Raw genomic sequence first — 20,223 nt, 5'->3', positions numbered from 1 at the left:
ATGAATTCCAGTGTCTCTATTCAGGATCTGTCGCTCGATTTCGGTTCCGTCAACGTTCTGCAAAATCTCAATCTGGAAATCGGCGAGGGCGAGTTCCTCGTGCTTCTGGGGCCATCCGGTTGCGGCAAGTCGACTTTGCTGAACTGTGTAGCAGGTCTGCTCGATATTTCCGAGGGCAGCATCTTTATCAAAGGGCGCAATGTCACATGGCAAGAGCCCAAGGATCGCGGCATCGGCATGGTGTTCCAGTCTTATGCGCTTTATCCGCAAATGACTGTTGAGAAGAACCTGTCTTTCGGTTTGCGCGTCGCGGGCCTGCCCAAGGCCGAGATCGACAAGCGCATTAAACGCGCCGCCGAAATTCTCCAGATTGAACCATTGCTGCAAAGGAAACCCTCGGCCTTGTCGGGGGGCCAACGGCAGCGCGTCGCTATCGGGCGGGCGCTTGTTCGCGATGTCGATGTGTTCCTGTTCGACGAGCCGCTTTCCAATCTCGATGCCAAACTGCGTTCCGAGTTGCGTGTCGAAATCAAACGCCTGCACCAGAAGCTTGGCAATACGATGATCTACGTTACCCATGACCAGATCGAAGCCTTGACACTGGCCGATCGTATCGCCGTGATGAAAGGCGGCGTCGTCCAGCAGCTTGACGACCCGCTGACAATCTACAATCGCCCGAAAAACCGTTTTGTTGCCGGTTTTCTGGGGTCGCCTTCCATGAATTTCTTTTCCGGCGAAATCGCTTCGCGAAGCGGCAAGCCGGTCTTCCACATAGGCGAAGCCGCGGTGCAACTCGACGGTTATGACGGTGCGCTGGAACAAGGGCGGAAGGTGACGCTGGGTGTCCGACCCGAACATATCAAGCTTGATGTCGCAGACGGGTTCGAGGCCACGGTCGATCTGGATGAGCCGATGGGCGCGGATAGTCTGGTTTGGCTCAAGCTAAACGGACATGCGCTGTCTGCGCGTGTCGAGGCCGGCAAGCGTTATCGGGCAGGCGATAGGGTCAGGATCGGCTTCAAAGCCGACGCCCTGTCGCTATTCGATTCTCAGTCTGAGGAAAGGCTCTAGATGAACAGCTACGCACACGCGCGATAGCGCTTCCATCATATGTGAAACGACTGACGTTCAAGAGACGGCACGAAGAATTCGCGCCGTGACGGGAGAGCTTGTCTCGTCGAAATCCGGTTAAAATTCAGGATCAGGTTCAAAGGATGAAAGACATGAATGGTTATTCCTATCAACTCTACAGCTCCCGCAATTTCCAACCTTTAGAGCGAACTTTGACCATGCTGCGCGATCTCGGCTACAGCAGGGTCGAAGGATATGGCGGCATCTATGCCGATCCGGCGCAACTGAAGAAAAATCTGGATACGTTCGGACTGTCCATGCCGACCGGTCATTTTGGCCTCGATATGCTGGAAAACGAAGTCGACCGTGTTCTGGAGATCGCAAAGGTTGCCGATATGAAAGCAATCTTTTGTCCCTATCTCGACGCGGATCGCCGTCCGGATACGGTTGCAGGCTGGCAGGCGTTCGGCAAACGGCTTGCCGCTGCCGGTGAACCCTATCGCAAGGCAGGCTACGCGTTCGGCTGGCACAATCACGATTTCGAGTTTCGGGTGCTGCCGGACGGCTCGGTTCCGCAAGAACATATTCTCGATGCGTCGCCGGAACTCGCATGGGAGGCCGATATAGCCTGGATCATCAAGGGCGGGGCCGACCCTCTTCGATGGATCGAACGCTATGGTGACCGCATCCTCGCTGTGCACGTCAAGGATATTGCGGTTAGCGGTGAAAAGACCAACGAGGACGGTTGGGAAGATGTGGGCCATGGAACGGTCGATTGGGCTGGATTGTTCGCAGCCCTGCGCAAAACGCCGGTGCGCTATTTCGTGATGGAACACGATAATCCATCGGACGATACGCGGTTTGCCAGCCGTTCCATCGAAACCGTAAAGACACTTTGATCTGGAGAAGAAAATGACGAACATACTTGGTGTCGGCATTATCGGTTGCGGAAATATATCGGCGGCCTATCTGCGGCTTTCGCCGATGTTTCGATCCATTGAAATTCGCGCATGTGCCGATATTAATCCAGCGGCGGCCAAGGCGCGCGCTGTAGAATTTGGCATAAAGACTCAGACCATCGATGAATTGCTGCAGAATGACGACATCGATATCGTCGTCAACCTGACTATTCCTGATGCGCATTACGCCGTCACAAAACAGATACTGGCCGCAGGCAAGCACGCCTATTCGGAAAAGCCGTTGGTTTTGTCCATGGAACAGGGGCTTGAACTGAAGGCGCTCGCCGATGGTGGCGGCCTCAAAGTGGGCTGCGCTCCCGACACATTTCTTGGTGGAGCGCATCAGCTTGCCCGGCGTGAAGTCGATCGTGGTCATGTCGGACGCATCACATCGGGCACTTGCCATGTCATGAGCCATGGCATGGAGCACTGGCACCCGAACCCGGATTTCTTCTTCAAGCGCGGCGGTGGTCCCATCCTCGATCTGGGGCCCTATTACATTGCCAATCTGATCAACCTGATCGGTCCGGTAAAACGGGTTGCGGCGCTGACCTCAGCCGCGACGCCGACGCGGACTATCCTGTCGGAGCCACGCAACGGTGAAACCATCCCGGTCGAAACCCCAACCACCATCCATGCGCTCCTTGAGTTTGAACAAGGCGCGACAATCACATTGTCTGCAAGCTGGGATGTCTGGTCGCATCGCCATGCAAATATGGAACTATATGGCACGGAAGGATCGCTCTATCTGCCCGATCCGAACTTCTTTGGCGGTGACGTGCAGGTGGTAAAACCGGGTCAGCCTGCGACGACTGTTGAAAATTGGAGCCATCCATTTGGCATTGCGAATGAAGAACATTCCAATGGCATGATGGCGAATTATCGTACAGCCGGATTGGCCGACATGGCGACTTCTATTCTGGAAGGCCGTGACATGCGCTGTTCGCTTGAACGCGCCTTGCATGGTGTCGATGTCATGCTCGCCATTCTCAAATCGGGCGAGGAGGGGCGTTTCGTTGAGGTGGCGACAACGTGCACCAGACCTGAAGCGCTTGATATTGCCGCCGCCGAGGCTTTACTGCTTCCGGCACAAGCCGAAGCAAAGCGGGCAATAAGCTAGCTTCTTCTTTTCTCGAATAGCGCAAGCCGTTCGATCGTCGGAACGGCTTGTAGCTCAACTTGTGCTTTCATTATCCTATCGTCTGGAGCGATTTTATATCCGCTCCATTGATGCGCCCCAAAATCGCCTTGCCGAGCTGTTGCCCGGCCAGTTTGAAACTTTCCTCCACCACAATCAGGCCGGGGCGGAACCAGCGTAGAATTTGAGTGGACTGCTTCGCCGCAACATCAACTTCCTGACCGATATGCAATCCGGCATCTTCAATGCCCGCAACAACAGCCAATGCTGCTGCGCTGCCTGAACATATGATGCCATCGGGGCGATCAAGGCTTTTCATCAGATCGGCGATATAAACACGAAGATATTCAAGTGGTGTATCGAGATCAACACCTTCTAATGGCGAACCGAAGCAACCAAATTCCCGCAACCCTTCATAAAACCCATTGACCATATGGCGGTAATAGGTCAGCTGCGCTGGAGGGGTCAACAACACAAGCTTTTTGCGCCCGCGAGCGCATAGCTCCCCCACCATCCTTCGGGCAAATGCTTGATTATCGAAGTCGTGATATGGATGGTCAATGCCTGCATCCGTTCGCCCGTGGGTAGCGAATGGAAAATCATGCTCGATCAGATAGTGCACGCGCTGATCGTCGGGCTCGGTACGTGAAAAAATGATACCGTCAGCGGAGCCGGTCTCTACGATATAGCGTATGGGCTCAATGGGCGCTCTGGAGTCGAAATAGGGAGTCACGATCAGATGATATTGGGTCTCGGCCAAAACGTCGGCCACGCCATGAATGACCTGACTGGTAAAGCCCATGATTTCGTCCTGTGTATTGAGGACAAGTGCGATGACGTTCGTCTTGCCTGTGCGCAGTCGCACTCCCGCCCGGTTGGGGCGATAACCGATTTGGCGCGCAATAAGCTGAACGCGTTTTCGGGTTTCAGGACCGATTTCAGGAGCATCTTTCAAAGCGCGCGAAACGGTCGTGACACCGAGCCCAGTCATGAACGCGATCGTCTTCAAAGTGGGCCGGTCATTCTCGTGGAATGATGTTGCCGGATTAAGTGGCTTCGAAGCGCCAGAACCTCGTTTGTCATTCATGCGCATTCTGTCCAAAAACAAAGGTCAATACAGGAGTTAACACCCAAACCATATTGTGCTGAACAACGAACGACAAGAACTAGTTAGAGCGTTAATATCGCAAACTATTTTCAACGACCACAGATGGGATTTTTAGGTTTGCCATACGGTTTGTATCTGACGGTGTTGTGACCCGGAAGATCGCGCGATGGACGGCACATGTGCTGAGCATTCATGCACAGGGAGGCTATCAGCCTGCAATACCGTTATACCGCGCCGCTTGTCGAGCCGGCGCTTCTGGCGATCATGTTTCACCGTATGGCTTTCAGGAGGGTGGCATAGATCCGGTTTAAAGATGTTTCGATAATATTCGCCCAAGCAATCAAGGCGATTTATGTGATATTTTAGATACATTAAGATATTAGAATTTTGATGGTTGCCTTTCCCCGCCAACGACCGGCGCGTGTATTTTTCAACCGAAGTCGATGTTTTCTAACGATAAAAGCTGAGTAATTTATGCATGTTTATTTTGTCCGCCTAGAATTCTTCTAAATCATTGTGATTGCGCGATATTTTTCGGACCTCTATGGCGTGAGACAGCTGCTATTTCGCAAATGCGGCTGTAAACATGTTGTCTGGAGCGCGCGAAGGAATGACTTCCCGGTTTTGGGATCTGACTGAACTTTATGAGAGCGAGCAGATTAGTCTGCGGACTTTTGTGCGTCGTATTGTCGGAAACGCCGCCGCAGCCGAAGATGTCGTTCAGCAGGCCTTCCTGAACCTGCTTTCCCACTATGACGATGCGGCACAGGTGCCGGGTCCCGCTTATGTGAAGCGCACAGCGCGCAATCTTGCGCTTAATCACTTACGTGACGCCCGTCGCAGGGCGGATGTGGAGTTGGAAGACGACGCGCCGGAGCGTTACGCCGACGGCACGCCTTCGCCGGAAATGACGGCGCTATTTCGCAGCGAGCTGCGACGTCTTTTGCAGGCCATCGCGGATTTGCCGCCCCGCCGCCGTCAGGCTTTCGTCCTCAATAGGATCGAAGGCCTCACTTACGATGAAGTGGCCGCGCGTATGGGAATTTCGCGCAATACGGTTATAACCCAGATTGTGGCGGCTCTGGCCGAACTCGACAAACGGCTCTCCGCATAGGAAGAGCCAAGGCAGTTGTGGACAGGCATGAAGGATTTCGAGACTGACCCGGTTTTCATGAAAGCGCTGGAATGGTTCGTGCTTTTGCAGGACAAAGCCGTTAGCGCCGATGACCGGCGTGCGTTCTCGGTCTGGATGGCGTCCGATCCGGCCCACCAGCTTGCTTATGAGCGTGCGCAAGCTCTGTGGCAGCGCTTTGATGCCGTGAAACCGGAATATGATAGGTACAAAGGATCGAACCGTGTCAGCAGGCGCGGGGTCGTTCTGGGCGGCTTCGCGGCGCTGGTACTGGCGCCCGGTGGCTATATGCTGTCGCGCCCCGGCTTGTTTGCGACCTACAAGACGGATGTGGGCGAGCGCCGAAGCTTTACCCTTGCCGATGGCAGCACGGTGGAGCTTGGCAGTTATTCCGCCCTTTCGGTCGAATTTTCGGACAAGCGCCGCGATCTGGTGCTGCATCAGGGACAGGGCTTCTTTCAGGTTGCCGCCGATGCGACGCGCCCTTTCGTGGTTTCCGCCAAAGGTGGCACAATTACCGCGCTTGGCACAGCCTTCGATGTCAAGCTGGACGAAGATGCCGTGACCGTTTCCGTTGTTGAACATGCCGTGTCGGTGGCCTTTGGTGATGCTGCGCCAGTTCGACTTGATGAAGGCTGGCAGCTGACGTTCATTGGTGGCACTATCGCCGCGCCGCATCGCTCTGACAGTCAGATCGTCGAAGCATGGCGCAATGATCGCGTTATCTTTGAAGATGTACCGCTGCGCCGTGTGCTAACGGAACTCGAACGTTATCGCCGGGGCAGGATTTTCCTGACCGATGCCGAAATAGGCAATATGCCGGTGACGGCGATCTTCGATACCCGCGATGCGGAAGCGGCGCTTGCCACCATTGCGGAAACCCTTCCCGTCAAGGTTATGAACGCTTCCGGCTGGGTAACAGTCGTCACGCGGCGTTAATATGACAAAAATTATCAAAAATATTTTCCGGACCGATCATTAGTTCGCGCTTCCGAGGTGTCTAACCATCTGAGGGGCTGCTTGGCGGCCGCCATGAAACAGAGTTTCCCGCCCGTCGGCGGGGTGTCAGACATTGGGGATTGCAGCATGCGCGTGGATAAGACGAGCGGAATTCACACAGGGATTGGCCAGGGACGCGCAGTTCTTCTTCTCAAATCGAAGCTATTCTTGGATCTTCTGGCAGCAAGCGCACTGGTTGCCGTCGTTTCGTTTGCGACCAACCCGGTCTGGGCGCAGGCCGCAGGTGCCGGGCAACAGGTGCAGCGTATATCTTTCAATATTGCGGCGCAGCCTTTGTCCAAGGCTCTGGTGCAATATTCCAATAATACCGGCGTCCAGCTTTTCTACGATGCCAATATCGTGCGCGGCAAGAATTCCACTGGCGCAAAAGGCTCGCTTACCCGCTCGGAAGCACTGAAGAGCATTCTGTCCGGCTCGGGCCTGTCCTATCGCATTCGCAGTAACACCGTGACCATTTCAGCCCAACAGGCTGGCGTGGCGGGAGCCGTGGCTGCGGACGGTTCGCTGCTTCTCGACACGATTACTCTGCAAGGCGCAGTGGCAGGCGATACATCGGGCAGCGTTGTGGTCGAAAACTCCAGAGGCGCAACCAAGACCAATACGCCCTTAATTGAAGTGCCGCAGTCGGTTTCGGTGGTCAGCCGCAAGCAGATCGAAACCCAGAATGCGCAAAGCGTGACGGAAATCCTGCGCTATGTGCCGGGCGTGACCATTGAAACCTATGGCCCCGACCCGAAAGGTTATGACTGGATCCTGATGCGTGGCTTCAACGCCCAGTCCACAAGCTCCTATCAGGATGGGCTGCGCCAGCTTTCCAACAGCTACACCTTCTTCCGCACCGATCCCTATGAGCTGGATTCGATTGAAGTGCTGCGCGGCCCAGTGTCATCGCTCTATGGCCAGAGCGATGCTGGCGGTTTGGTCAACCGCGTCACCAAGAAGCCGCAGGCCGAAGCCTTCCATGAAGCCTCGTTGGAATATGGCAGCTATAACCGCAAGCAGCTCGGCGTCGATCTGACGGGGCCGGTCAATGAAGACAAGACGCTGCTTTATCGTATGATCGGCGTGGTGCGCAAAAGCGATACGCAGTTCGAATATTCCAATGGCGACGAGGTCAAGGACGACCGCTACATGTTTGCACCGTCGCTCACCTGGGCGCCGGACGCCGACACGTCGCTGACTGTCTCCGGCCAGCTTTTGCGTGACGACAGCGGCGGCAGCGTTCTGCCCGCCACGATCAGCAATCTCTATCCGAACTCTCCGAATATTCTGGTTGGTGATCCCGACTTCAACAGAAGCGTGCAGAAGCAGGGCAGTATCGGCTATGAGTTCGAACATCATCTGAACGACACCTGGACGTTGAAGCAGAACCTGCGTTACGGTCAGGTGAGTTTCCTCCTTGACAACGTGCTGGCGCTCGGTCTCGGACCGACGGGGATTACCCGGCAGGCGCGCCGTTTCGACGAGAACATGAGCGGCTTTGTCGTAGACAATCAGGCAGTTGCCGAATTTGAAAACGGCAATATCGCGCATGAAGCGTTGCTCGGTCTTGACTATTCCTATTCCAACTCCGATGTCACGCAATATCGTGACCCGGCGCCGAGCCTCAATCCGTTCAACCCGTCTTACGGTATTCCGATCGCCGTGCCGACGACGCTGACGCAGAGCTATCGTCAGAAATACAATCAGACCGGTGTCTATGCGCAGGATCAGATTAAGTTCAACGACAGCTGGATCGTCACACTCGGCGGTCGCTATGACTGGCTGAACCTCGACAATCACAATCGTCTCGACGACAGCGATACCGACCAGAATATCGGCAAGTTCAGCGGTCGCGCCGGCATCACCTATGTCACGCCATGGGGGATCGCGCCTTATGTCAGCTATTCGGAATCCTTCGTTCCAAATCTTGGCACGGACAATAGCGGCAACACCTTCGATCCGTCGGAAGGGCGTCAGTGGGAAGCTGGCGTCAAATACCGGCCGAAGGAATTTGACGGCCTGTTCACGATGGCGTGGTTCGACATCGTGAAGTCGAATGTTGTTTCCTACAGCTACATCGATGGCCCGCAGGCAACCGGCGAGGTCCATTCACGCGGTCTGGAACTGGAAGGCAAAGTCAACCTTTCCTATGGCTGGGACTTCATTGGGTCCTATACCTACACCCATACCGAAATCACCGAAGACGCCGCTGCCTATATCGGCAAGCAGTCGACGATGGTGCCTGAACATCAGGCCTCGGCATGGCTGAATTACACATTCAACAGCGGCGCTTTGGAAGGCTTGAGCCTTGGTAGCGGCGTGCGTTATGTCGGTTCCAGCTATGGTGACAAGGCCAATACCGTCAAGGTTGACGGCCGCACTTTGGTCGACGCCGGTGTGAGCTACAAATACAAGGACATGACCTTTCAGCTCAACGCGACGAACCTTTTCGACAAGAAGTATTTCACCACCTGTGAAGATACCGTCAGCTGCTATGAAGGCGACCGCCGCTCGGTTATTGGCCGGGTGAAGGTCAGCTTCTAAGGCAACTGCTGTGCTGACACGTCGCCAGATAATATTGGGTTCGGGCCTCGCGCTTTGCGCGGGGCTTTCAGGCTTTGGTTCCGCAGTCGCCGCCGCATCTGCTCCGCGTGTCGTGGCGATCGATTGGGCCGCGGCGGAAGCCATGCTCTCGTTCGGAATTGTACCCGTGGGGCTTTCCGATACAAGTTTCTACCGTCAGCGTATGGCGGCGCCGGTTTTACCGGAAACGGTCGTTGATGTCGGGCCTTTCTGGGAGATCAATCTTGAAGCGCTTGCAGCGCTGAAGCCCGATTTTGTGATCGCGACGGATTATAATCTGGTGATGACCCCGCGCATCGCCGATGTTGCCCGTGTCGCGCTGGTGCCGAGCATCACGACGCCCGATGTCGAACGATACCAGCTGGCGATCGAGATATTGAAGCGCGTCGCGAATTTGTGTGGTGTTTCGCCTTCCGTGCCATCTTCCGTGGTGGAGGATGCGGAAACGCGCTTTGCAAAGGCGCGTGAAACGGTCTCAAAACATAAGTATGCGGTGGGTGTCATGCTGCCTGATATTGGCGGCCGTGAAATGACCATGTATGGCGAAGGCACGCTTCCCGATGCCGTGTTGCGAAAACTCGCACTTTCGAATGTCTGGTCTGGCCCGGTGAATGGAACCGGCATGGCTCGTGTCGGGCTTGATCAGCTGGTGGAAAGCGCTGACGCGGCATTTCTCGTCGTGGACATTCCCTCGCAACGGATTCAGACCGAACGCTCCTTACAGCAAAACACCATGTGGAAACTGCTCCGACCGGTGCGCGATGGACGCGTCGCATGGCTGAACCAGTTTCATCCCTTTGGCGGCGTGCCTTCCGCGGCCCATCTGGCGGACCTCATCGCCTCGGCATTGGAGAACATGGCGTGAGCGGCCTTGAAACAACCTGCGCCCGCCCGCGACAATCCTCCCTGCGCTGGATAATGCTGGCCTTCTCGGTGGCATGTGTAGCGCTGTTGATTGTCCAGGGCTTTCTTAGCATCGCTAAGCCCGCAGAATGGCTGCATATTATAACAGCTCCCAATCCCGACGATCCGCGCCATGTGATCGGTTATTACAGCTTTCTGCCGCGTCTTGCGGTCGGCCTGCTCGTGGGCGGTGCGCTCGGGCTTGGCGGCGCGGTGTTTCAAACCGTTCTGCGCAATCCGCTGGCTGAACCCGGACTTTTGGGCGTCGCCTCCGGCGCGCAGATCGCACTGGCTTTCACCCTGGTTTTCGCACCCGGCCTGTGGATCGCGAGGAATGAAGCTATAGCAATCATCGGTGCGGGAATGGCACTCAGCCTTTCGCTGTTCATCGCCTCTCGCGGACAGTTTTCTTCGACGACTGTCGTATTGGCCGGTTTGATGGTTGGACTTTATTGCAACGCAATCTTCGGCCTGCTTGTACTCTTCAATCATGATTACCTCATCAACCTGCTGACCTGGCAGGCAGGTTCCCTGGAGCAGGGTGGGTGGGAAGTCTGTCTCTATCTGCTTCCACGCCTCCTGCCGCTTGCAGTGCTCATCTTCATTCTGCAACGACCGCTCAATCTTCTATCGCTCGGTGATAACCAGGCGAAGGGGCTTGGGATTTCACCAGCAATGATGCGGCTGGTTCTGCTTGCCGCCGCTGCCGCGACTGCTGCTGTCATTACCAGCAGTCTTGGGCTGATTGGTATGATCGGACTTGCCGCGCCCAACCTTGCGCGCGCCTTTGCCCCCGGACAGGACGGGCGCAGGCTCGTGTGGTCGGCTTTGCTCGGCGCGTTGCTGCTTGTCGGTATCGATCAGCTGTTGCGGGCCATTGCGCCTTTCGTCGGCAATATTCCCGCAGGCGCCGCTACGGGCCTCTTCACAGGACCAATTCTCGTCATTCTGGCAAGCCGCGTTCGTCTGCCCGGTGTTTCGTCAGCACAAGAAGGTACCTCGACTGGAAAGAGACTCCAGAAGCCGTTGCGCCTCCTCTTTGCACTTTCATGCGCTCTTGCCTTTTGCATGATCCTTTCAGTGCTGGTGTCGAATACGCCTGACGGCTGGAGTTTTGCCGCGCCAGAGGCCGTAACAGGGTGGCGCGGGCCAAGAATTTTTGCTGCGGCGGGCGCCGGCATATGTCTGGCAGTTGCGGGCCTTGTTCTGCAGGGTACGCTGCGAAATGCGATGGCCAGTCCTGACTTGCTCGGCATTGGCTATGGTGCGGGTTTTGGGCTTGCAATCGCGGTGCTCTTCATGGGCGATGCGAGCGGCTTTTCCAAGCTTGCCGTCGCCACCTTCGGCGCATTGGTCGTGCTGAGTGTCATTGCCGGGATCGGCTGGCGTACTGCTTTTCAGCCCGAACGCGTTCTTCTCATCGGCGTTGGCTTGGGGAGCATGTTCCATGCTCTGATGATCCTGCTTCTCGCCAGTGGCAATCCGCGGGTGGCTGGCCTCCTGAACTGGTTTTCAGGTTCGATGGGTAACATCGGCTGGAATGACGCGGCTTTGGTTTGCATCTGCGCGACTATCGTTCTGCTTGCAGCCCTTCTGTTCAGGCGACCGCTGGATATCTTTCCATTGGGCGATGTAACGGTGCGCTCTGTTGGCCTTAAAGTTTCGTCAAGCCGGGCGATCCTTCTTGCCATTGCAGGACTTGGAACAACGGCGGCGACGATCACTGTCGGGCCCGTCAGCTTCATTGGTCTTATGGTGCCGCATTTTGCAGCAATGCTCGGGTTCCGAGGGATGACGATGCGACTTCTGGCCAGCGCTCTGCTCGGCGCCTTGCTGCTCGTATTTGCAGATTGGCTTGGGCGCAATCTCGCCTATCCGTGGCCCATGTCGGCGGGCCTGCTTGCCTCTCTTATTGGCGGGGGATTTTTCCTTCGCTTATTGTCAAAATCGGTCCGATGATTGGTGATATGATTACTGCTGAAAGGTAATAGGCCGGGCGGAAAGTGACGGCCTGATATCTTCCGCAATTTATCTGAATATCCCGCAACTATGCTTTTAGCATGATCGTGTGCTTGGCTGCGGCTTGTATCGCCTTTGGCGAATAGACGAGCGGACAATGAATTCCCTCGTGCCAATTCTCAAGAAGGTCCTGATAATGTGATGTTTCTGGAATGCCCGACTGTCCGGGATTATTGACAAACAGGCTGTTATCCCAAGCCCCAACATCGATCACCATGCGGACAGACGGCCCGGCCAGAACAGAAAAATCCTCAAGACGATAATTGGCATAGTTGAGTGTCGAACTGCTTCCGCCGAGACCGATGGGTGGCAGAGACCAGTTTTCTTCGGTAAGCGCTTGCAGCGGGTGCTGCAAATACAGCTTGTGGATTTGTCCCCATGACCAGCAATCAGGATCAGTACCCATCAGGGTTTCGCACTCTGCCCAGCCGTCATTGAGGCTTTGGATGATGCGCTCAACCACCTGCTCATCGGCCTGTGCGCCTTCCAGCCAGGTCACGATGCTCGGTGCATCAAATGGCCTGAGCAACGGGATAATCTGCGGCGTCGCGCCCTCCGATCGAGCGGCAAGCGGACCGAGATGCTTGCTGAACCAAACCTCAAAAAACGCAGCGCTCGCAGATCCGGCTGCGAGATCGCCATCCCAGTCTCGAAGCAGCGGCCAGACCCGTGATGCAGTCACCGCTGGCATGGCTGATAAACAGGCGCACACGCGCGCGGCAATCGGTGAAAAAGTTGAGCATTGCAGGCGCGCGCAATCGGCTATCGAAATTGGATCCATTCGGGATAGTTCGTTATGAAGCGTATTATGCCTGCTGCTGTCGAGCCACTCATAGCCGATGGCCGGATTCGAACGCGACCAATCGTCGGGCACATTCATCGCATTAGCCGTCGCCACGAAACCGCGAGCGGGGTTGATCTCTTGAGGACCGACTTGCGGCGGTAAATATCCGTCCCATTCATAACGCCCATCGCCCGGCACAGGGAGAAGCCCGTCCCAATTTTTGCGAACGGGCGTCGCTCCGGATGGCTTCCACGCGATCGTGTTGCTGGTATCGGCATAGATATGATTAACGGATGGGCAGCCCCAGCCTGCCAGTGCATCCGCATAGTCCGCATAACTGGTTGCACGCATGACCGAAAGACTGGCCATATAGGGCGCCATACCCGGGTCCATCCAGACGGTGCGCAATGCGAAGGCACGATTACTTTCAGCATCCTGATAGAGAAGAGGGCCGTGGCGGGTGAATTTCAGCGCAACCGTTTGATCTGGATATCCCTTGACGGAAATCGGTTCTTCTATCGTCTTGACGGCTTCCCAGTCCTCGCCATAGGCATAAAGATCGGGGTCGCTTTCCTTTGTTCGATAGACATAAATATCTTCCTGGTCCGCACCGAAAATGGTCAATCCAAAAGCGGCAGTGCCGTTGTGGCCCATCGATATGCCGGGCACCATCGGCTCACCGGCACCGATCACGTCCAGCCCCGGCATGGACAGGTGCACGACATAACGGATCGACGGCAAGACATGTGTGCGATGCGGATCGAGCGCCAGAATTGGCCGACCCGTACTGGTTTTCGCCGCTGATATCGCCCAGTTGTTCGACCCTTCTTCGAAAGCAGCCCTGACGATTTCACCAGACGGGGTAATCGTGGTCCAGAGGCTGGCCTCCTCAAGCGTGGCTGCAAGCCGGTCCATGGAGAAGGTCGCCGGGCTGACGGCGAGATTGAAATCGCGCAGAACCCGATCCGTCATGATCACCGGATCGAACCCGTCAACCGGTTGCGGCACGACACCGTGCGACAATTCTTTCCGTAACTGATCGAGTTTTGCGCCAATTTCGATCCCGGCGGCTGCCATCACTTTCGACCGCAGAAGTTCGGACGATGCATTGCGCGTGAGCGAGTGAGTCCGCACACGCACGACATCTTCCGGCTTCCAGCGATCCGGTCGATTGCCCAGTAGCAGAAATTCAGGAGGAAGTGCTATCGACCCCGCATCGCAGGCATCGACATAGGCGTTGATGCCACCGGCGAATGCGGTGCAGATTTCTTCCGAATCTGGCCCATAGGCGTTCCATTCGGGAGCCATATCGCCGCGATAGAGCAGCAGCCGTGCAGCCTTGTCCTGTTCAAGATAACCGGGGCCGAAGTCGCGCGCCAGCAGGCCGAGGCCGCGCTTGCGCGCCACATCGATCTGCCAGAGGCGGTCTCGTGCGGCGTTCCAACCCTGTGCAAAGAAAAGATCATGAAGGTTGTTGGCTCGAATATGAGCAACACCCCACCGATCCACCGTGATGGCGACGTTCTCTTTCAGGCCCGTGATCTGATGGGCATCAAGTTTCATCTCATCCGACTTTGCATCGAGCATGCCGCACCCGTCACGCTTTATTCAAGACCGAGGAACAGGCCCGCATGGAGCCGTGCCCGTTCGACAAGACTGTCCTCGAAGATATGCTCGCCCAAAGTATGCAGGCCTTCGCCGCGCACGCCAATGGAATCGAGCGTCGGGATACCGAGCGCGCCGGTGAAATTACCGTCCGATCCACCGCCCGAACTTTGTGCGGTCATGGTAAAGCCAATCTCCTTGGCAATGTCATTGGCGAAGTTGAAGAGCTCCATATCCTGCGGCTGCGCATTTTCCCAAACCGGGCGGGTCACGCCGCGGGTCACGATGAATTCGACATCGTCTTTCACGCCCGCAAGCGCCATGATCCGCGCAACGCCTTCCTCGAGGTCTTTCTGGGTCTTGGCCATGCTAAGCGCTTCGGCCTTGCAGTTTGAGGAAACGCAATTGACCCATTGCCCCGCCTGAATAACCCCGACGGAGAAGGTGCAGTCATCCGTAGTGAGCGCTTCGATATCGATGATCTTTTCCGCCATGCGGCGGATGGCGGAACGGCCTTCCGCCAAAAGCCAGCCGGCATGGCTGGGGCGTCCGACCGTCTCGAGATTATAGCGGGCAATTGCATAGCGCCCCACCACAGCGCCGCCATCGCGCCGCGCCGGTTCGGGCACCAGCACATATTTGTTCTTGAGCGCCTCCTGTTCGATCAGGTCGCGCGTCGAAGGCGTGCCGACTTCTTCGTCGGGTGTCAGCAGGAACGTAACAGGCAGTTTTGTCGTCAGCCCCGAGCGAACGATCTGGCGCATCGCTTCCAGAGCGACGAAATTGCCGCCCTTCATGTCCTGAATGCCGGGACCATAAATCTTGCCGCCTTCGCGGCGATAGGGGTTCACATCGATGACGCCTAGTGGATGCACAGTATCAAGATGGCCGGACACCAGAACGCCCGGCTTGCCCTGATCCGCATGCGGAAAGCGTGCGCGCAATGAGCCGCCATAGCCCATGCGTCCAGGAATGAATTCGATGCTTGCACCGGCGGCGGCAAAATCATAAGCCGCAGCATCCACCATGCGGTTTACGGCCGCCGCGTCGAAGGTCGGGCTTTCCGTCTCGATCCATGGGCGCAGGCGCGCAATCATATCGTCGAGATCAAACGGCAGTTCATGCGCACTCATGCGGCTAATTCCTTATTCACTGGCAGGCGAGTTTCCACGATCCGGGCATAGATAGACGACCCGATGGGCAGCGTCGCGGGATCGAGCGTAAAGGCGGGATTGTGAAGGGCGGATTTGCCGCCATGCATCACATTGATGTAAGCGCCAGGTACACGGGCGAGCATATCGGCAAAATCCTCACTGCCCATGAAAGCCGGGCAGTCGTCGGTCACATTTTCTTCGCCCAGCACATCGCGTGCAGCCGCGACATAGGCGTCGGCCAGTTCATGATCGTTACGCAGCACATCGAACACATTGCGAATATCGACATCAACCGTGATGCCGTAACCCGCAGCCACACCGGCGCAAATCTCGCGCAAGCGGCTTTCAGCAAGATCGCAGACGCGCTTTTCGAAATAGCGGATCGTCCCGGTGATCGTCGCGACTTCCGGCACGATGTTATAGGCGCTGCCGGTGTGGAACTGCGTGCAGGAAACGACACAGGCTTCGGTCGCTGGAATGTTGCGGGAAACAATGGTCTGCAACTGACCGACCAGATCGGCACCGATCACCAGTACATCGCGCGCATTATGCGGCTGGGCGGCATGGCTGCCTTTGCCGGTCAGCTTGATGTCGAAGAAGCTGGCACCGGCCATGGCCGCGCCCTTGCGGATGACGGCTTTGCCAAGCGTGCCCAGAGGCTGGTTGTGCATGCCATAGATTTCATCGCACGGGAAGCGCTCGAACAGGCCTTCCGCGATCATGCCGCGCGCACCGCCGAGCCCTTCTTCAGCGGGCTGGAAAACGAATACAACGCTGCCTTCAAAATTGCGGGTTGCGGCCAGATATTGCGCGGCGCCCAGCAGCATTGTTGTGTGTCCGTCATGGCCGCAGGCATGCATGCGTCCGGGATTTTGCGAGCTATAAGGAACGCCGGAAATTTCGTCGATGGGCAGCGCATCCATATCCGCGCGAAGGCCGACCCGACGATTGCCGGCGTTGCGCCCATTCAGGATGCCGACGACGCCGGTCTTGGCAATGCCGGTATGAACTTCATCGAAGCCCCACTTTTCCAAAAGACCGGCAACGACACCCGAAGCGTGTTTCTCCTCAAAGCCAATCTCGGGATGGCGATGCAGATCCTCGAAAACCGCGCGCATCTCGCCGGCTTTCTCCTCAATAAACGGTATGATGGGCATGATTTCATTCCTGTTCAAAATCACTCGGAAAATCGGGGCCGCTCCCTGCGGCCCCCAATTAGGCGACGGGCTGGCCCGCCGCAAAATCCCAGAAGCGACCGGGTGCCGCCTCAATCAGTGCGCGCGTGTAGTCATGTGACGGGCTGCCCAGAACGTTGGCGGCCTCACCCTGCTCGACCACCTCGCCACGCTTCATCACCAGCACTTCATCACAAATTTGCGCTGCGACCCGCAGATCGTGCGTGATGAAGATGATGGCGATACCGGTGTCCTTCTGTAGTTCCGCCAGAAGATCGAGAACCTGCGCCTGCACCGACACATCAAGCGCCGACACTGCCTCGTCTGCAACCAGAATATCCGGGCGCAGCGCAACCGCGCGGGCGATAGCGATGCGCTGGCGCTGCCCGCCCGAGAACTGGTGGGGATAACGCTTCAAAGCATCTTCCGGCAACGATACGATCTTCAGGAGCCGCTTGGCTTCCGCCACGGCCTCCTCATAAGGGACACCATAATTCACCGGGCCTTCGGTCAGGCTCTGCTCGATGGTCCAGCGCGGATTGAGCGAGCGGAACGGGTCCTGAAAAACGACCTGAAGTTTTTTACGAAACGGCTTCATATCGCGCTTGCCGAGATGGGCGATATCGCGACCGTCGACAACGATTTCACCTTCGGTCGGCTCGATCAGGCGCATGATAGATCTCGCTACCGTCGTCTTGCCAGAACCGGATTCACCGACGATACCGAGCGTGCGACCCGGTTGCAGATCGAAGGTCACCTCGCGCGATGCTTTGACACCGGGCTTTCTGCTGAAAATGCTGCCGCTCTGATAGGTCATGCCAAGATTGCGGACGCGGATAACAGGATCATGTCCCAGCGGTTCGCGCGCCGCTCGTGGAACGAGACTTGGCACCGAACCGAGCAGGTCTTTGGTATATTGCTGCTGCGGCCGCGTCAGCACCTGCCGGATGGTGCCGCGCTCCACGATCTCGCCGCTGCGCATCACGCAGACACGATCTGCGATTTCGGCAACCACACCCATATCATGCGTGATGAACAGCACGGCGGTTCCATGCTTTTCCTGCAATTCAGCAATCAGCGACAGAATCTGCTTTTGCGTCGTCACATCAAGCGCCGTGGTCGGTTCATCGGCAATCAACAGCATCGGCTCCAGAATGAGCGCCATGGCGATCATGATGCGCTGGCGCTGACCACCGGAAAGCTGATGCGGATAGCTCTGATAGATGCGCTCCACATCCGGCAGGTGCACTTGTTCCATGATGTTGATGACTTTGGCGCGTTTGGCTTCCGCCGACAGTGCTGTGTGAATGTCGAGGACCTCGGTGATCTGTTCGCCAACCCGCATGACAGGATTGAGCGCCGTCATCGGTTCCTGAAAGATCATGGAAATGCGCGTGGCGCGCATTTTCTTCATATCGGCAAGCGACAGTTTGAGAAGGTCGTTGCCATCCAGCCGGATTGCGCCGCCTTTCACCTTGAGGGCATCCTTGGGCAACAGTCCCATCGCCGTCAGGGAGGTCACGGATTTGCCTGATCCGGATTCACCGACAAGGCAAACCGTTTCACCTTTGCGGATATCAAAGCTGACATCACGCAGGACGGGCGTGCCACCCGGCAGGGCAACGATGAGGTTCTCCACCTCAAGCACAACAGGCTCTTGCGAGAAATCACGATTGCGCAGTTCCATATCAGCCCTCCCGCTTCTTGAGACGTGGATCGAGACTATCGCGCGCTGCATCGCCCAGAAGATTGATCGACAACACGCACAATGTCAGCAAAAGGCCGGGCCAAAGCACAATCGACGGCTTGATGCGGAAGAACTGGCGGCCTTCCGCCATGATGTTCCCCCAGGTCGGAATTTCAGTGCTGATACCCGCACCCAGGAATGAAAGGATCGCTTCGGTCAGAATTGCTGATGCGACGATATAGGTGCCCTGCACGATCAAGGGCGCCATCGTATTCGGCAGAAGGTGCCGGAAGAGAATTTTCGGTGTGCTGGACCCGAGGGCCATTGCCGCTTCAACATAGGGCTCCTCTCTGGCGCTCAGAATAACCGAACGGACCAGACGCACCACGCGTGGGATTTCGGGAATGGTGATCGCAGCGATCACCGAACCGATGGACGGCCCATTGAGCGCAACGAGTGCGATGGCAATCAGGATCGAAGGCATCGCCATCAGGGCATCCATCATGCGCATGATGATGGTATCGGCAGTACGGAAGAAACCGGCGATGAGACCGATAAACACACCGGCTGCAATCGATGCCGCCGCTGCGAGAAGCCCGATCAGGAGGGATATGCGCCCGCCGAGGATCATGCGCGAGAAGAGGTCGCGACCATAATTGTCCGTGCCAAGCAGATATTCATCCGAAGGCGGTTTCAGACGCATCAACGGGTTCATAGCCAGAGGATCGTGCGGTGCGATCCAGGGTGAGATGAGGGTAAGCAGAACGATTGCGGCGAGAAGAGCGCCCGCAACCAGTGGCCCGATACCGACGCGAGCGACGCGCGGCAACGAGAACAGGCGAAGCATCCAGTGCATGCCCGCCGATGTCGATTCAGAGCGCATCAATAACGAATCCTTGGGTCGAACAGGGTGTAGGAAAGGTCGATCAGCAAGTTGACGAACACATAAAGCGCGCTCGTCAAAAGGATCATGGCCTGAATGACGGGATAGTCGCGCGCGAGCACGGCATCCACGGTCAGGCGACCGATGCCCGGAATATTGAAGATGCTCTCGGTGACGACGACACCGGAGATCAGCAAGGCAAAGCCCGTACCCACAATCGTCACGACCGGCACGGCAGCGTTCTTGAGCGCGTGCACGAAAAGAAGGCGGCGGTCGCTCACACCCTTGGCACGCGCGGTACGAATATAGTCCTCACCCAACACATCAAGCATCGCCGCACGGGTCATGCGGGCGATAAGCGCGATATAGATCGAGGCCAATGTCAGGGCGGGCAGAATGGCCCGTTCCATAAAACCGCCGAAGCCCGATGAAATCGGCTTGAAACCTTGCACCGGCAGCCAGCCGAGATTGACGGAGAAGATCAACAACAGCACATAACCGACCAAAAACACGGGCACGGAAAAGCCGAGAACCGAAAAGCTCATGACCAGATAGTCGATCCAGGAACGATGCCGCCAGGCTGCGACAACGCCCATGGGGATAGCCACCAGAACCGCAATGATGATGGTCAGAACGGCAATCGAAATGGTCGGACCGATGCGTTGCGAAACCATGTCCAGCACCGGAACGCCAGAGATCAGCGACACGCCGAGATCGCCCTGCAATATCTTGCCCATCCAGGTGAAATATTGCGTCAGGATCGGCTCGTTGAGACCCATGGCCTCACGAATACGCTCCAGTTGCTCGGTCGTCGCGGCATCGCCTGCGAGGATTGCCGCCGGATCGCCGGGCGTGAGACGTAAAAGGAGGAAGACGAAGATCGATACCAGCAACAGAACCGGCACGAGCGCAAAAATGCGTTTTATCAGATAGACAGCCATATACACGTCCCGTGTGAGGCAGAACCGGAGGGAGGAGCCGGTTCCGCGTTGGACAGGGAGTTATCGCGCCAGAGAGATT

General features: G+C 56.7%; 15 protein-coding genes. 8 read left to right on the top strand and 7 right to left on the bottom strand.

Annotated features, from left to right (window positions below):
* From D8666_RS20405 to D8666_RS20395, 3 genes are all read left to right on the top strand, one after another.
* On the top strand, positions 1-1,071 hold the full coding sequence (locus D8666_RS20405; RefSeq protein WP_121539228.1) for an ABC transporter ATP-binding protein: 1,071 nt from the start codon (positions 1-3) through the stop codon (positions 1,069-1,071).
* A 152-nt stretch (positions 1,072-1,223) separates the two neighbouring features.
* Positions 1,224-1,970, top strand: coding sequence for a sugar phosphate isomerase/epimerase family protein (locus tag D8666_RS20400; protein ID WP_109366308.1), 747 nt, complete (start codon positions 1,224-1,226; stop codon positions 1,968-1,970).
* Positions 1,971-1,983: 13 nt separating this feature from the next.
* Positions 1,984-3,150: a Gfo/Idh/MocA family protein gene (locus tag D8666_RS20395; RefSeq protein WP_109366307.1), complete on the top strand. Its 1,167-nt coding sequence runs from the start codon at positions 1,984-1,986 to the stop codon at positions 3,148-3,150.
* Between the two features lie 70 nt (positions 3,151-3,220).
* On the opposite strand, the gene D8666_RS20390 is transcribed toward D8666_RS20395, so the two are convergent.
* Positions 3,221-4,255: a LacI family transcriptional regulator gene (locus tag D8666_RS20390; protein ID WP_109366306.1), complete on the bottom strand. Its 1,035-nt coding sequence runs from the start codon at positions 4,253-4,255 to the stop codon at positions 3,221-3,223.
* A gap of 631 nt (positions 4,256-4,886) precedes the next feature.
* Between D8666_RS20390 and D8666_RS20385 the strand changes: the two genes are divergently transcribed.
* The 5 genes from D8666_RS20385 to fhuB all read left to right on the top strand — a co-directional run bounded on the left by D8666_RS20385 (position 4,887) and on the right by fhuB (position 11,855).
* Positions 4,887-5,390: an RNA polymerase sigma factor gene (locus D8666_RS20385; protein ID WP_121539214.1), complete on the top strand. Its 504-nt coding sequence runs from the start codon at positions 4,887-4,889 to the stop codon at positions 5,388-5,390.
* 27 nt (positions 5,391-5,417) lie between these two features.
* Positions 5,418-6,347: a FecR family protein gene (locus tag D8666_RS20380; protein WP_109366304.1), complete on the top strand. Its 930-nt coding sequence runs from the start codon at positions 5,418-5,420 to the stop codon at positions 6,345-6,347.
* A 228-nt stretch (positions 6,348-6,575) separates the two neighbouring features.
* Entirely contained in the window at positions 6,576-8,954 is a 2,379-nt protein-coding gene (locus D8666_RS20375) for a TonB-dependent siderophore receptor (RefSeq protein ID WP_235859029.1), read from the top strand.
* Positions 8,955-8,964: 10 nt separating this feature from the next.
* On the top strand, positions 8,965-9,858 hold the full coding sequence (locus D8666_RS20370) for an ABC transporter substrate-binding protein (protein ID WP_235859028.1): 894 nt from the start codon (positions 8,965-8,967) through the stop codon (positions 9,856-9,858).
* Positions 9,855-11,855, top strand: a complete 2,001-nt coding sequence (gene fhuB / locus D8666_RS20365; RefSeq protein WP_121539213.1) for a Fe(3+)-hydroxamate ABC transporter permease FhuB — start codon at positions 9,855-9,857, stop codon at positions 11,853-11,855. Before D8666_RS20370 ends, fhuB begins: the two co-directional genes overlap by 4 nt.
* A gap of 88 nt (positions 11,856-11,943) precedes the next feature.
* On the opposite strand, the gene D8666_RS20360 is transcribed toward fhuB, so the two are convergent.
* From D8666_RS20360 to D8666_RS20335, 6 genes are read right to left on the bottom strand one after another with little or no spacing between them, the layout of a single operon-like run.
* Entirely contained in the window at positions 11,944-14,286 is a 2,343-nt protein-coding gene (locus D8666_RS20360) for a penicillin acylase family protein (RefSeq protein ID WP_121539212.1), read from the bottom strand.
* Between the two features lie 17 nt (positions 14,287-14,303).
* Entirely contained in the window at positions 14,304-15,437 is a 1,134-nt protein-coding gene (locus tag D8666_RS20355; RefSeq protein WP_109366301.1) for a M20/M25/M40 family metallo-hydrolase, read from the bottom strand.
* The gene (locus D8666_RS20350) at positions 15,434-16,615 is read right to left on the bottom strand and encodes a M20 aminoacylase family protein (RefSeq protein WP_109366300.1); all 1,182 of its coding nucleotides are present in this window, start codon (positions 16,613-16,615) and stop codon (positions 15,434-15,436) included. The genes D8666_RS20355 and D8666_RS20350 overlap by 4 nt, the downstream gene beginning before the upstream one ends.
* A 58-nt stretch (positions 16,616-16,673) precedes the next feature.
* Entirely contained in the window at positions 16,674-18,320 is a 1,647-nt protein-coding gene (locus tag D8666_RS20345; protein ID WP_121539211.1) for an ABC transporter ATP-binding protein, read from the bottom strand.
* Position 18,321: 1 nt separating this feature from the next.
* Positions 18,322-19,203, bottom strand: a complete 882-nt coding sequence (locus D8666_RS20340) for an ABC transporter permease (RefSeq protein ID WP_078340590.1) — start codon at positions 19,201-19,203, stop codon at positions 18,322-18,324.
* Entirely contained in the window at positions 19,203-20,144 is a 942-nt protein-coding gene (locus D8666_RS20335; protein ID WP_109366298.1) for an ABC transporter permease, read from the bottom strand. Before D8666_RS20335 ends, D8666_RS20340 begins: the two co-directional genes overlap by 1 nt.
* Positions 20,145-20,223: the final 79 nt, after the last annotated feature.

The sequence above is a fragment of the Ochrobactrum soli genome, from assembly GCF_003664555.1.
In the GTDB taxonomy this organism is placed as follows: domain Bacteria; phylum Pseudomonadota; class Alphaproteobacteria; order Rhizobiales; family Rhizobiaceae; genus Brucella; species Brucella teleogrylli.
This window is presented reverse-complemented; position numbering and strand designations above follow the sequence as displayed.